The organism is Tenacibaculum sp. MEBiC06402, from assembly GCF_049239625.1.
In the GTDB taxonomy this organism is placed as follows: domain Bacteria; phylum Bacteroidota; class Bacteroidia; order Flavobacteriales; family Flavobacteriaceae; genus Polaribacter.
In genome coordinates this window covers 179,375-193,532 of the sequence record NZ_JBMKKT010000086.1, presented here as the reverse complement: position 1 = coordinate 193,532, position 14,158 = coordinate 179,375, and the positions used below count along the sequence as shown (strand labels likewise).

The window sequence follows — 14,158 nt, the reverse complement described above, 5'->3', positions numbered from 1 at the left end:
GGATACATTCACATATACAATTTGTGATAACGCTAGTCCAGCGAACTGTTCTACCGCTACGGTAACAGTAACAGTTACACCAGTTGATGAAGCGCCAGTAGCAAACGATGATTCAGTAACTACCGATCAAGACACTTCTGTAGATGTAGATATTTACACTAATGATGATGACATTCCAACGGATGGGACATTGACAGTAACAGATCCTAACAATGGAACAGTTACAATTGATGATGGTGGTACACCAAATGATCCAAGTGACGATGTAGTTATATATACTCCGAATGATGGATTTAGCGGAACAGATACATTTACATATACAATTTGTGACAATTTAGTTCCACAAAATTGTAGTACTGCAACAGTTGTAATTACTGTGATATCTACAGATACCTGCTTGTCACCATATAATTTAATGTCCCCAGGAGATGGTAATAATGATAATCAATTCTTTTTTATACCTTGTATAGACAATCCAGAGTATGCTAACAATACCGTTGAAATATTCAATAGATGGGGTAATACTGTATACAAAATTAAAGGATATAGTAATATAGATACTTCTAGAAGATTTGAAGGTATTTCGAATGGTAGAGCAACAATAAGTGTTGATCAGAAATTGCCTGTAGGAACATATTACTATGTAATTGATCCAGGTAATGGTGAAAAGCCAGTAACGGGATGGTTATATATTAACAAGTAAAAATATTCGCTAGGTTATGTTCAATAAGAGAAAAATATTTATTCATATTTTGTTAACGTTACTGTTGTGTTTAAATTCAGCAGAATTGTTCTCACAACAAGATCCACAATACACGCAGTATATGTATAATACAATGAGTGTAAATCCAGCATACGCTGGATCAAATGATCATACTGTAATTACTGCATTAGGGAGAACACAATGGGTCGGTTTAGATGGTGCTCCTGATTCTCAAACATTAAGTTATGATACACCTATCGGATATTCAGGTATTGGTTTGGGAATTAATTTAACAAATGATCAAATAGGGCCTGCTAATGAGATTTATCTTGATGCCAATGTTTCTTATACAATTAGAACTGGTAACGAAGGTAATCTTGCCTTTGGTTTAAAATTAGGTGGTAGACATTTAGCCATTGATTGGAGTAAGGGAACAGCTAGGCAACAAGAGCGAATTTTTGAAGGAAATATCAGTAAATTTTTACCTACTATAGGAGCAGGTATCTATTTCTACAAAAGGAATTGGTATATTGGTGCCTCAATTCCGAACTTTATTAGGACAGATCATTATGATGATACTGTTGCAACAACAAGTTTCGGAGATGGGGATTTAGCGGAGGAGAGATTACACTTTTTTGGTATCGCAGGATATGTGCTTGATTTAAATGAGACTTTAAAATTTAAACCTGCGGCATTAGTGAAAGCTGTGAATGGAGCTCCGCTATCAATTGATGTTTCAGCGAATTTCTTATTCAATGAGAAATTCATGACTGGTTTGGCTTGGAGGTGGGATGATTCTATCAGTGCATTGTTAGGATTTCAGGCAACAAAAAATTTAAACATAGGCTTTGCGTATGATTTGACAACATCAAATTATAGCAATTTTAATTCGGGAACATATGAGCTTATGTTACGTTGGGATATTTTTAGAGATCGGGTGCTAAAGTCACCTAGATTCTTTTAGATTTAAATTATTTTTTATGAGGAAAATAGTACTATTTTATTTGTTAATAATTAGTTTTTCGGGGTTTTCACAAAGAAGATATGCTGCTGATCGTTATTTTAAAGAATATGCTTACAAAAAGTCTGCAGAGTTATATGAAGTAATTTATAATAAAGGAGATGAATCTATGTTGGTAATTAGTAGGCTAGGGGATGCTAATTACTACAATACAAATACAGTTGAGGCAGAAAAGTGGTACCGCTTATTATTCGAAAAATATAAAGAAGGTGTCTCTTCAGAATATATGTTTAGATATGCTCAAACATTAAAAAGTAATGGTAAAATTGAGGAATCAGATAAATGGTTACGTAAATTAAAAGATTTAAATAAAGGAGACTCTAGGGCAATAGCCTTAGAAAAGAATCAAAATTATTTTGTCGAGTATTCAAACAAAAAGAAAACTTTTGTTAGCATTCAAAACCTAAATATTAATACTAAATATTCAGACTTTGGAGGTTTTATTTACAAGGATGAACTTTATTACGCTTCAACAAAACCTGAGGGGTCAAAGTTTGATAAAAAACTATACAAGTGGAATGAACAACCTTTCCTTAATATTTATAAAGCTCCAGCTGATTTTAGCGACGATATTAAAAAGGGATTACAGGTTAATGATTCAGAGAAGCTAACTTCACTAAATACACGTTATCACGAGTCTAATGCGATTTTAACAAATGATGGTAGAACAATGTACTTTACTAGAGATAACTATAATGGTGATAAATTAGAGGGAGATAAAAATAGGGTAACACATCTAAAAGTGTATAAGGCAAGTTTAGTTAATGGAAATTGGGATAAAATTGAGGAATTACCTTTTAATAGTAATGAATATTCATGTGGTCACCCTGCATTAAGTGCCGATGAAAAAACATTGTATTTTGTGTCTGACATGTCTGATGGTATTGGAGCTACAGATATTTACAAAGTTGCTATTAACGAAAATGGAAGCTTCGGAAAAGTAATAAATCTTGGTAGACCTATTAATACCGAAGGAAGAGAAATGTTTCCATCAGTAGATGAAGAAAATACCATGTATTTCGCTTCTGATGGGCATTTAGGTTTGGGTGCTTTAGATGTTTTCGAAGCAAAATTCGAGAATGATGAGTTCACTGATCCTGTAAACTTAGGAGCTCCTATAAACGGTCCTTTGGATGATTTTAGCTTTGTTATTAGTGAAGATAAATCATATGGTTATTTTTCATCAAACAGAAAAGGAGGAAAAGGAGATGATGATATTTACAGCTTTGTGATTTATAGATGTAAGGAAGATATTGGTGGTTATGTGACAGACTCAGAAACCGGAAACCCTATTCCTGGCGCGGTAGTGCGTTTAATTGATGAAAACGGAAACCCTGTAAGTGAGCAAAAAACACAAGCAGATGGTAAATATGTTTTCAAGGATATTGAATGTGAAAATAACTTTACAGTATCTGCGTCTAAAGATGATTATAGAAATGATCAAAAAGATGCAGTAACAGAAGATGTTGATAAGAAAGAAATTAAAACAGATTTAGAGTTAGAATCTTTAATTGTTGATGCCACAGAGGAAGAAGCGCAAATTGTAATCAAGCCTATTTATTTTGATTTCGATTTATACGACATACGTGAAGACGCAGAGTACGAGTTAGAACATATTGTGTCAGTAATGAAAAATCATCCTGAGATGGTAATTCGTATCGAATCTCATACCGATAGTAGAGGAACAAGACAATACAATAGATGGCTTTCTGATAAAAGAGCGAAATCTACCAGAGATTATATAATTTCAAGAGGAATTGCTTCTGAAAGAATTCAGAGCGCCGTTGGTTTTGGAGAAGATAGATTGCTGAACAACTGTAGAAATACGAGTAAAACTAAATGTACTGAGGAAGAACATCAGAAGAACAGAAGATCTTATTTTTATATCGTAAACTCTAAAAACAATAATATCGTTGTAAATCAGCCTGAAAAACCTGAAATCAATACTAATTCGGGTGATTATTACATTGTTTCAGATGCATCAGATACCTTATTTAGTATTTCTAAGAAGTTTGGGATTCCAGTAGAAAGATTAAAAGAGCTAAATGGTTTAAAAGATGATGTAATTGTAATCGGTCAAAAGATTAAATTAAAATAAAAAGTAAAATAATTAAGAAATTTCTAAAAAGTGCCTAAACGGGCACTTTTTTGTTGGCTCAAATCGAAGGATTACAATAAAATACGTAATTTCGCGAATTCAATATATAGAACGACAAAATGAGTAAGAATTTTACTGAATACAAAGGATTAGATCTACCGAAAGTAGCAGAAGAAATCTTAAACTATTGGGAAGAGAATAACATCTTTGAAAAAAGTGTAACTACACGTGAAGGAAATGAACCATTCGTCTTTTTCGAAGGACCTCCATCTGCAAATGGTTTACCAGGAATTCACCACGTAATGGCTCGTTCTATAAAAGATATTTTTTGTCGTTATAAAACTCAAAAAGGATATCAAGTGAAGCGTAAAGCAGGTTGGGATACGCATGGTTTACCAGTTGAACTTGGTGTTGAGAAAGAATTAGGAATTACAAAAGAGGATATCGGTTCTAAAATTACTGTTGAAGAATACAACGAAGCTTGTAAAAAAGCAGTAATGCGTTACACTGATATTTGGAATGATCTTACGCATAAAATGGGATATTGGGTAGATATGAACGATCCATATATCACATACAAATCAAAATACATGGAATCTGTTTGGTGGTTACTAAAACAGATTTATGATAAAGATTTACTATACAAAGGATATACAATTCAGCCATATTCGCCTAAAGCGGGTACAGGTTTAAGTTCTCATGAATTAAATCAACCAGGAACATATCAAGATGTAACAGATACTACGGTGGTTGCTCAGTTCAAAGCTTTAGAAGAAACATTACCAGATTTCCTTCAAAATGAAGGTGATATTCATTTCTTAGCATGGACAACAACTCCTTGGACATTACCAAGTAATACTGCATTAACTGTTGGTCCTAAAATAGAATATGTTTTAGTTGAAACCTATAACCAATATACGTTTAAACCAATCAATGTAGTTTTAGCAAAAAACTTAGTTGCTAAGCAATTCGCGGGGAAAAAGTTCAATCAAGTAGAAGATAAGTCTGAGTTATTATCATACAAAGATGGTGACAAAGTAATTCCATATTTTATCGTTAAAGAGTTTGTTGGTGCCGACTTAGTTGGAATCAAATACGAACAATTAATCGATTATGTATTACCATATGAAAATGCAGATAATGCATTTAGAGTAATTTCTGGTGATTTCGTAACAACAGAAGATGGTACAGGTATCGTACATACAGCTCCAACATTTGGTGCTGATGATGCATTAGTAGCGAAACAAGCTACACCTGAAGTACCTCCAATGTTAGTGTTAGATGAAAATGGAAATCCTGTTCCGTTAGTTGATTTACAAGGTAAATTCAGACCAGAATTAAAAGAATTCGCTGGGAAGTATGTGAAGAATGAATATTACAACGATGGTGAAGCTCCAGAGAAGTCTGTTGATGTTGAATTAGCGATTAAATTAAAGACAGAAAATAAGGCATTTAAGGTAGAGAAGTATGTACACAGTTATCCAAACTGTTGGCGTACCGACAAACCAATTTTATACTATCCATTAGATTCTTGGTTCATCAAAGTAACTGATGTTAAGGATAGAATGTTCGATTTAAATGAAACCATTAACTGGAAGCCAAAATCAACAGGAGAAGGTCGTTTTGGAAATTGGTTAAAAAATGCTAACGATTGGAACTTATCTCGTTCTCGTTTCTGGGGAATTCCATTACCAATTTGGAGAACAGAAGACGGAACTGAGCAAGTTTGTATCGGATCTTTACAAGAATTAAAATCAGAAATAGCAAAAGCAGTGAAAGCTGGTGTTATGGATGCTGATATTTTCGCTGATTTCGAAGTAGGAAACATGTCTGAAGAAAACTACGAAAAAGTAGATCTTCATAAGAATGTTGTAGATAAAATCATTTTAGTTTCTGCATCAGGAAAACCTATGCGTCGTGAAAGTGATTTAATTGATGTTTGGTTCGATTCTGGATCAATGCCATATGCACAATGGCACTATCCATTTGAAAACAAAGAATTAGTTGATAATAAAAAGAGTTATCCAGCAAACTTTATTGCAGAAGGAGTAGATCAAACTCGTGGGTGGTTCTATACTTTACACGCAATTGGCACCATGGTATTCGATTCTGTAGCATATAAAAATGTGGTATCTAATGGTTTAGTATTAGATAAAAACGGACAAAAAATGTCGAAGCGTTTAGGAAATGCAGTTGATCCGTTTACAACTTTAGCAGAATATGGTCCAGATGCTACACGTTGGTATATGATTTCTAACGCAAATCCTTGGGATAACTTAAAGTTTGATATTGCTGGTATTGAAGAAGTAAAACGTAAGTTCTTCGGAACATTGTATAATACGTATTCGTTCTTCAGTTTATATGCAAACATCGATGGATTTAATTACAGTGAAGCAAATGTTCCATTAGTAGATCGCCCAGAGATTGATCGTTGGATTTTATCGGAATTAAATACCTTAGTTGAAAAGGTTGATAAATTCTATGCAGAGTATGAACCAACAAGAGCTACAAGAGCAATTTCTGATTTTGTACAAGATCATTTAAGTAACTGGTATGTTCGTTTATGTAGAAGACGTTTCTGGAAAGGAGAATATGCTCAAGATAAAATTTCGGCATACCAAACTTTATATACTTGTATGGAAACTGTGGCTAAATTAGGAGCTCCAGTTGCACCATTCTTCATGGATCGTTTATATAAAGATTTAAATGCAGCTACAGGTAAAGAAACTTTTGAAAGTGTTCACTTGGCAGAATTTCCAAAATTTGATGCTTCAGTTGTTGATAAATCATTAGAACGTAAAATGGAAAACGCACAAACTATTTCTTCATTGGTACTTTCGTTAAGAGCTAAGGAGAAGATTAAAGTGCGTCAGCCATTACAAAAAATCATGATTCCTGTACTAGATGACGCTCAAAAAGAAGAGATTACCGCTGTTTCTGATTTAATTAAATCAGAAGTAAACGTAAAAGAAATTGAGCTATTAGATGATGCTTCAGGAATTTTAGTAAAGCAAATCAAACCTAATTTTAAAGCTTTAGGACCAAAATTCGGTAAAGACATGAAATTGGTTTCTTCTGAAATTCAGTCTTTTACCCAAGAGCAAATAAATCAGGTAGAAAAAGATGGTGAAATTTCTATAGAAATTAGCGGAAAAAGTATTACATTAGGAACGGAAGATGTAGAAATTTCGTCAAAGGATATTGAAGGTTGGTTAGTAGCAAATGCAGATGGAATAACAGTAGCTCTAGATGTTACAATCACAGAAGATTTACGAAAAGAAGGTATCGCAAGAGAATTAGTAAATAGAATTCAAAATGCCCGTAAAGACTCAGGCTTTGAAGTAACAGATAAAATTAAACTTACTTTCCTAAATTTTGCTGAACTCCAACAATCAGTTCTTGCTAACGAAAGATACATCAAGACAGAAACATTAACGAATGAGTTAGTTTTTGTTGATACGTTAGAAAATGGTACAGAAATTGAGTTCGATACCATCAAGAGTAAAATGTTAATCGAAAAAGCTTAGTAGTATGGCAGAAGATGTTAAAGTAAGGTATTCAGACTCGGACTTGCAAGAGTTCAAAGAGATTATTCTTAAGAAAATCCAAAGAGCTGAAGAAGATCTTGAATTGTTAAGGTCTTCATACAAAAATGGATCAGATAACGGAACAGACGATACGTCTCCTACTTTCAAATCTTTTGAAGAAGGAACTGATACCATGGCAAAAGAAGCGAATATGCAGTTAGCAATTCGTCAAGAAAAGTTTATTAGAGACTTAAAAAATGCATTAATACGTATTGAGAATAAAACGTATGGTGTGTGTAGAGTAACAGGTAAACTTATTCAAAAAGAACGTTTAAAATTAGTCCCACATGCTACGTTAAGCATTGAGGCAAAAAGAAAACAATAAATTAAAAAGCTCCCAAAGTGGGAGCTTTTTTTATGTTTTAATTATTATTAATTTAGAGTGTGAAAAAAATCCTAATCTTTCTTTTTTTGCTTGTTCAAATAACTGGATATACTCAGGAAATCGAGGGAGTTAATTTTATAGAAGAAATTAAGAACTATAACGTGTCTGATTTATTTGTAATGAATAAAACAGAGCCAATTGGTTATATAGGTGAAAAATATCAGCGCTTTTTTATACACTTTATTTCTGTTATTAAAAATCCAAGAAACAACCTAGAATATTTTGTCTATGGCAAAACTAAAGTAAAGGACAATATCTGTAGTTTTCAAGGAATATTAAAAATTACAACTTGTACATATATTTTAGAGACAGATGTACCAAATATAAAACAAGGTTCTTTGGTTGGTGAATACGCTTTTTATGAGGATACTAAGGAAAAGGGAAGTGGCTTACTAAAGGGAAAGTTCTTTACTGATTTTATAATTAATGAGAAAGGAGTTTTAGTATATGATAATTTAATGTCAAGTGCAGATGGTTACCAAAATAATCAGTTTGAAGGAATTTGGATTAGTTATAAAAGTAAATCTTCAAAAAAATGTAATTGGGGGGATTATCGTATTCCAGATAGCGGAGATCTAGATGTTGGAACTGCAGAATTCGCGCCTAATCCTTATTATCATAAATTCGGTTGGCTCAATTATACAAATGCTTATTTAGATTATTCAAATGATCAAATTAGAAAGAATGCTTTGAATAGAGAAAAGGAACATTGGTGGAAAAATCAATAGACAAATACACTTACACTACATTTTAAATCTTTTATCTCACATAATTAAAATATCAAATGTGAAAAACAGTTAAATATTCTCGTATTACTGTAACAGTTCGTAACTTTCGCCAACTTATTATCTATATTTTAAATTATACTATACATGAATATGAATAAATTAACAGCCATTGCAGCTGGTTTGTTGTTGGTGGGTTGTAATTCTACAAAATCAGTTACGAATGATTTTGCTACTACAAATCCTATTGAAACTCAATTAGATTTAACAAAAGTTGAGAATGATAAAGTTCCTGTAATTATTAATCCAGGTCGCTTTAGAACAGATAAAGTTGTGTACAGATTACCTCGAGTAGTACAAGGAACATATTCGGTTAGTGATTTTGGAAAGTACATAGATAGTTTTCAAGCTTTAGATTATAATGGGAATCCACTAACAGTAACAAAAGTAGATACCAATACATGGGAAATAGCAAATGCTGTTAATTTAGATAAAGTTACGTATTTAGTAAACGATACCTTCGATCAAGAAAAAGTTGGAGGAATTGGAACGGAAGAAGTGCCTTTTTCTCCGTCAGGAACAAATATTGAAGACACTAATTATGTGCTAAATCTTCATGGGTTTATTGGTTATTTCGATTCTTTAAAAAACAATCAATACAAATTAGATGTTGTCGCTCCGTCAAAATTCTTAAGAACTTCTGCTTTGCAAGAAGTAAACACTAAAACTAGTGATGATGGAAAAACAATTACCTCAAGTTATTTTGCTCCTCGTTATTTTGATATCACAGATAATCCAATGTTTTATGGTGAATTAGATGTTGAAGAATTTCAGGTTGGTGATATTAAAATTGTATTAAGTGTATATTCTCCTACAAAGAAGCATTCTGCTGAAAAGATAAAAGCGGTTATGGAGAAAATGATGCAAGCTCAAAAATCATACTTAGGAAGTATTAATAGTACACCTCGTTACGATATTTACTTGTACTTAGCAGGAAACAATGAAACTGCTCCAAAAGGATTTGGAGCTTTAGAACATCATACATCTACTGTGGTAGTGTTACCAGAATTTATGGATGATAAGCAATTAGCCGAATCTATGATAGATGTTGTTTCTCATGAGTTTTTCCATATAGTTACTCCGTTAAGTGTTCACTCAGAAGACGTGCATTATTTCGATTATAATCAACCTACGTTTTCGAAACATTTATGGATGTACGAAGGGGTAACTGAATATTTTGCTACGCTATTCCAAGTAAATAAAGATTTAGTTAGTCAAGAAGAGTTTTTCACTAAAGTAATGGAGAAAATTACGAGAGCTTCTAGAATGAATGATGCTATGAGTTTTACTAAAATGAGTGAAAATATTTTAGAGAAAGAATATCACGACCAGTATATTAACGTTTACCAAAAAGGAGCCTTAATTGGTATGTGTATTGATATTTTAATGCGTGAAGAAAGTAATGGTCAACGTGGAATATTATCTTTAATGAAAGAGCTTTCAAATAAGTATGGTAAAAACAAACCTTTCTCTGATGATGCTTTAATAGAAGAAATTACGAAAATGACATATCCTTCTGTTGGAGAATTTTTAAATACTCATGTTGTTGGAGGAACTCCAATAGATTATAACAAGTTCTTTAATAAAGTTGGGGTAGCTATAGCTGAAGATAAAGTTAAAACGAATTACATTCAAGGAAATGGTGTGTTTATCGTAAGTCCAGATATGGCAACAGGAAACATTATTTTTAATGAGGTAGTTAAGCAAAATAGCTACTGGACAGATAGTGGAGTGTTACCAAATGATATCATTAGAGAAATTAACGGTGTTAAGTTATCACCTCAAAATGCGAATACTGTTTTCCAAGGAGTTTTTAGATGGAAACCAGGTCAAGAAGTTGAAGTTAAATTAGAAAGAGATGGTAAAGAAATCATCATTAAAAACACCTTAACTCAAGCGTACACGAAAGGAAAAGCTTTAAAGACAAAAGCTGATGCAACTCAAAAACAAAAAGAGTTATTAAGTGCTTGGTTAAAAGGATAATCAACAAAAAAAATCTTCAAAAGCCCAATAAATACTGATAAAGTTAATTGGGCTTTTGTTTTTAAAACTATATCTATTTCTTTTCTTATTTTTGTCGCTATTAAATCAAATAAATGTCAAAGAAAAACATTGCAATCCTTACCGTTATACTAGCTATTTTAATAGATCAAATTAGTAAGATTTATATAAAAACTCATTTTTATCTTGGAGAAGAAATTAAAGTATTAGGATTTGACTGGTTTCGAATTCATTTTACCGAAAATAACGGAATGGCTTGGGGTTTTGAGTTTGGTGGAAAAGCAGGAAAGTTATTCTTAACTTTATTTAGATTAGTAGCTGTGTCTGGAATTATCTATTGGCTAGCACAAACTATTAAAAACAAAGTTCATAACGGAGTTGTTATTGCCATAGCTTTGATATTAGCCGGAGCTGTGGGTAATATTATTGATTCTGTTTTTTATGGTGTTATTTTCAATACTCCAGGAGGTAGAGAAGTAGCTACTTTATTTGCAGAAGAAACTTATGGTGAATTATTTTTCGGAAAAGTAGTTGATATGCTTTATTTTCCAATTTACCAAGGTGAAAGTTTTACGTTTTTCAATGCGATTTTCAATGGAGCAGATAGTTGGATAAGCATTGGAGTTGTTTTATTATTTATCTTTCACAAACAAGCTTTTCCTAAGAAAGAAGAAGCTTAGTTTATTTTTCAAAACCTTTTTTAGTACCTTTCCAATAAAAAGATGATTCGATTTGTAAAATATCTTGCCGTTTTTTTATTAGGATTTTTAATTGCTAAATTTTGGTATGATAGGCAACAGCCAAAATATCAAACCGAAGAGGTAAAAGTCATGGTAAATGAGATTAAAAACTTAAGTAAGTTAGTTGTGTCTCAAGGAAATTATTCTGAAATGTATAGTTTTTCAGATACTAAGAAGTACTTCTTTGATTATTTACAGTTTCAAAAAAAGGCAATCGTATCAGTCAACGCAAAGGTTGAAGTTGGTTATGATTTATCTAAATTAGACATTCAAATTGATAGCTTAAATAAAGAAATAGTAATCAATAAAATACCAGAAGAGGAAGTGGTAATTTCTCCGGATGTGAAATACTTTGATTTGAAACAAAGTCAGTTTAATACTTTTTCCAAGCAAGAATTGAATACGGTTAATTCTAAGGCTATTGAAAGGATAAAGGAAACCATAGAGTTAACGGATCAGAAAACAAAAGCTAAAACACGTTTATTTGAAGAATTGTCTAAGCTTTATCAGTTATCTAAAATCTATAATTGGAAAGTGGTAGATAACACCGAGCAAAAATTGATTGAGTTAAATTTGTTTAAAGATTAGTGAGGTAGTTTTTTACTTAGGATTCCATAAATAAAAGCGCCCAATAACGCTCCAAATAATACAATTAAAATAGAAATCACACCATTTCCTAAAAGTACAAAAATAGGAGCTGGACAAGAACCAGCTAACGCCCAACCCAATCCGAAAATTGTGCCGCCTATTAGTGTTCTGACGTATTCTTTTTTTCTGTTTTTTAGTTGAATCGGATTTCCCAAATGATCTTTAATAAATTTCTTTTTAAAAAGAAACATGAACACCATAGAAATGGTAACTGCTGTACCAATAATTCCATACATGTGGAAAGATTGAAATTTGAACATTTCATATATGCGATACCAAGAAATCGCTTCCGATTTCGTTAAAATAATTCCAAAAAGAATCCCAATAAGTAAAAATCTCAAATACTTCATCTTATCCAAAAATTAAAGGGAATAGTAACCAAATCATAATCAAACCACCAATAAAGAAACCTATAACAGCTACTAAAGAAGGTAATTGTAAGTTGCTCAATCCAGTAATAGCATGTCCAGAGGTACAACCATCGGCGTAGCGGGTTCCAAAACCGATTAAGATGCCTGCGATTATTAGAATGGAGAAACCTTTTATTGTTAGAATATTATCTAAACTAAAAAGCTCTTCAGGAACATAGGCATTTTCTTGATAAGTGATTCCTAATTCTTTTAAATCAACAATAGTTTCAGGGTTAATAGAGGCGATGCCATTTGGAGTTAAAAACTCGCTACTGATATAACCTCCGATGATTAAACCTAGTAAAAAAACCAACGCCCAATCTCGTTCTTTCCAATCTTTTTTAAAGTACTCAGAAAATTTATCTGCGCCAGCAATAGTGCATAAAGTTTCAAGATTACTCGATACGCCAAAGTGTTTACCAAAGTAAAAAAATAAGAAAAGGATTAAAGAAATTAAAGGTCCAGATACATACCACGGCCAAGGTTGTAAAAGTATGTCCATTATTAAATTTGTTCTTTTATATAATTAAGAATAGTCGAAGTTGCACCAGTATTATTACGAATATATTTTTTACAAGTTTCTCCCATAGCTATTCGTTGTTTAATATCATTTTTTGAAGCAGCTAAAATAGTATTTAATTCTGCTTGGTTTGTAATTGTTTTACTTCCTCCTAATTCAATTAATTCTAGTGCTTCGTTAAATTTATGATGCTTTTTTCCACCAAAAATTACCGGTACGCCAAAAGTTGCAGGTTCTAAAATATTGTGTAAACCAGTTGCTAATCCACCACCTACATAAGCTACATTAGCGTATGAATAAATTTTAGTTAACAATCCAATAGTGTCAACAATGAAAACTTGATATTCTTTAAGATTCACATTGTTTCTTTCAGAGTATAAAATTGTTTTCTTAAGGATTGATTTCCTAAGTGATGCAATAGTTTCGGTGTTTATTTTATGGGGAGCAATGATAAATTTTTCCTCATCCGTAGCAACTTTATTGATATAATTTACAAGTAAGTCTTCATCTTCTTTCCATGTGCTTCCAGCAATTACAGTATAAGTGTTGTTTTTAAAATCTTCTATAAAATCAATAGAATTATCTTGATTTAATATTTTATAAACCCTGTCGAATCTGGTATCTCCAGAAACAGTAACGTTATTGAAGTTAATTTTAGTAAGTAGTTGTTTAGAGGTATCGTTTTGTACAAAAAAGTGGTTGAATGCAGATAGGAAGTTTCGCATCCATTTTCCGTAAGATTTAAAAAACAGTTGATCTTTTCTAAATATTCCAGAAACCAAAATTGTTTTAGTATTCGTTTTTCGAAGTTCATTCAACAAATTTGGCCAAAATTCATACTTAACTATTATTGCCAAATCGGGATGTACTTGTTGAATAAAACGCTTCATGTTTTTTGAAGTGTCAAAAGGTAAATAACAAACCACATCGGCTAAATTATAGTTTTTACGAATTTCATATCCAGAAGGAGAGAAGAAGGTAACTACAATTTTATAATCTGTGTACAGCCTTTTTAATTGCTCGATAATTGGCCTCGCTTGTTCAAATTCACCTAAAGAAGCTGCGTGAATCCAAAATACTTTATCGTCTTTTTTAATAGCTTTTAAAGCACTAAAAGTGTTTTTACGTCCATCAACGAACAATTTCAGTTTTGAATTAAAAACAGCTATTATTTTGATGAAAAAATATACAATATGAATGATGAAATTATAAATAACAATCATGAGGCTAAATTATAAATAAAAAAATCAGTGGACTAGC

12 protein-coding genes are annotated in these 14,158 nt (G+C 32.0%); 9 read left to right on the top strand and 3 right to left on the bottom strand.

Annotation, left to right across the window (positions count from 1 at the left end; all coding sequences use genetic code 11):
* From ACOSP6_RS04890 to ACOSP6_RS04850, 9 genes are all read left to right on the top strand, one after another.
* The coding region (locus ACOSP6_RS04890; protein ID WP_422095701.1) for a gliding motility-associated C-terminal domain-containing protein at positions 1 to 703 on the top strand (703 nt) is incomplete at its 5' end.
* Positions 704 to 719: 16 nt separating this feature from the next.
* Positions 720 to 1,667 (top strand): type IX secretion system membrane protein PorP/SprF, encoded by a 948-nt coding sequence (locus ACOSP6_RS04885; protein ID WP_422094065.1) that lies wholly within the window; start codon positions 720 to 722, stop codon positions 1,665 to 1,667.
* A 16-nt stretch (positions 1,668 to 1,683) separates the two neighbouring features.
* A complete protein-coding gene (locus ACOSP6_RS04880) occupies positions 1,684 to 3,822 on the top strand; it encodes an OmpA family protein (protein ID WP_422094066.1) in 2,139 nt (712 codons plus the stop codon).
* A 119-nt stretch (positions 3,823 to 3,941) separates the two neighbouring features.
* Positions 3,942 to 7,349, top strand: a complete 3,408-nt coding sequence (gene ileS, locus ACOSP6_RS04875) for an isoleucine--tRNA ligase (RefSeq protein ID WP_422094067.1) — start codon at positions 3,942 to 3,944, stop codon at positions 7,347 to 7,349.
* Between the two features lie 4 nt (positions 7,350 to 7,353).
* Positions 7,354 to 7,734 (top strand): TraR/DksA family transcriptional regulator, encoded by a 381-nt coding sequence (locus ACOSP6_RS04870; protein ID WP_422094068.1) that lies wholly within the window; start codon positions 7,354 to 7,356, stop codon positions 7,732 to 7,734.
* A gap of 86 nt (positions 7,735 to 7,820) precedes the next feature.
* Positions 7,821 to 8,522: a hypothetical protein gene (locus ACOSP6_RS04865; RefSeq protein ID WP_422094069.1), complete on the top strand. Its 702-nt coding sequence runs from the start codon at positions 7,821 to 7,823 to the stop codon at positions 8,520 to 8,522.
* Between the two features lie 144 nt (positions 8,523 to 8,666).
* Complete coding sequence (locus tag ACOSP6_RS04860) at positions 8,667 to 10,562, top strand: peptidase M61 (RefSeq protein WP_422094070.1); 1,896 nt, start codon at positions 8,667 to 8,669, stop codon at positions 10,560 to 10,562.
* 113 nt (positions 10,563 to 10,675) lie between these two features.
* Entirely contained in the window at positions 10,676 to 11,260 is a 585-nt protein-coding gene (locus ACOSP6_RS04855) for a lipoprotein signal peptidase (protein ID WP_422094071.1), read from the top strand.
* Between the two features lie 42 nt (positions 11,261 to 11,302).
* Positions 11,303 to 11,908, top strand: a complete 606-nt coding sequence (locus tag ACOSP6_RS04850) for a DUF4230 domain-containing protein (protein ID WP_422094072.1) — start codon at positions 11,303 to 11,305, stop codon at positions 11,906 to 11,908.
* Here ACOSP6_RS04850 and ACOSP6_RS04845 read toward each other — a convergent pair.
* The 3 genes from ACOSP6_RS04845 to ACOSP6_RS04835 are packed head-to-tail and all read right to left on the bottom strand — an operon-like array spanning position 11,905 to position 14,121.
* Positions 11,905 to 12,318, bottom strand: coding sequence for a DUF6691 family protein (locus tag ACOSP6_RS04845; protein WP_422094073.1), 414 nt, complete (start codon positions 12,316 to 12,318; stop codon positions 11,905 to 11,907). The genes ACOSP6_RS04850 and ACOSP6_RS04845 overlap by 4 nt on opposite strands.
* Before the next feature lies 1 nt (position 12,319).
* Positions 12,320 to 12,880 carry a YeeE/YedE family protein gene (locus ACOSP6_RS04840; RefSeq protein ID WP_422094074.1) on the bottom strand — a complete coding sequence of 187 codons (561 nt, stop codon included), beginning with the start codon at positions 12,878 to 12,880 and terminating at the stop codon, positions 12,320 to 12,322.
* Between the two features lie 2 nt (positions 12,881 to 12,882).
* Entirely contained in the window at positions 12,883 to 14,121 is a 1,239-nt protein-coding gene (locus ACOSP6_RS04835; RefSeq protein WP_422094075.1) for a 3-deoxy-D-manno-octulosonic acid transferase, read from the bottom strand.
* Positions 14,122 to 14,158: the final 37 nt, after the last annotated feature.

Excerpts from the sequence above, each read along its gene's own strand:
- ACOSP6_RS04885 (WP_422094065.1), top strand. The coding sequence starts at position 720 with ATGTTCAATAAGAGAAAAATATTTATTCATATTTTGTTAACGTTACTG.
- ACOSP6_RS04880 (WP_422094066.1), top strand. The coding sequence starts at position 1,684 with ATGAGGAAAATAGTACTATTTTATTTGTTAATAATTAGTTTTTCGGGG.
- ileS (WP_422094067.1), top strand. The coding sequence starts at position 3,942 with ATGAGTAAGAATTTTACTGAATACAAAGGATTAGATCTACCGAAAGTA.
- ACOSP6_RS04870 (WP_422094068.1), top strand. The coding sequence starts at position 7,354 with ATGGCAGAAGATGTTAAAGTAAGGTATTCAGACTCGGACTTGCAAGAG.
- ACOSP6_RS04860 (WP_422094070.1), top strand. The coding sequence starts at position 8,667 with ATGAATATGAATAAATTAACAGCCATTGCAGCTGGTTTGTTGTTGGTG.
- ACOSP6_RS04855 (WP_422094071.1), top strand. The coding sequence starts at position 10,676 with ATGTCAAAGAAAAACATTGCAATCCTTACCGTTATACTAGCTATTTTA.
- ACOSP6_RS04850 (WP_422094072.1), top strand. The coding sequence starts at position 11,303 with ATGATTCGATTTGTAAAATATCTTGCCGTTTTTTTATTAGGATTTTTA.
- ACOSP6_RS04845 (WP_422094073.1), bottom strand. The coding sequence starts at position 12,318 with ATGAAGTATTTGAGATTTTTACTTATTGGGATTCTTTTTGGAATTATT.
- ACOSP6_RS04840 (WP_422094074.1), bottom strand. The coding sequence starts at position 12,880 with ATGGACATACTTTTACAACCTTGGCCGTGGTATGTATCTGGACCTTTA.
- ACOSP6_RS04835 (WP_422094075.1), bottom strand. The coding sequence starts at position 14,121 with ATGATTGTTATTTATAATTTCATCATTCATATTGTATATTTTTTCATC.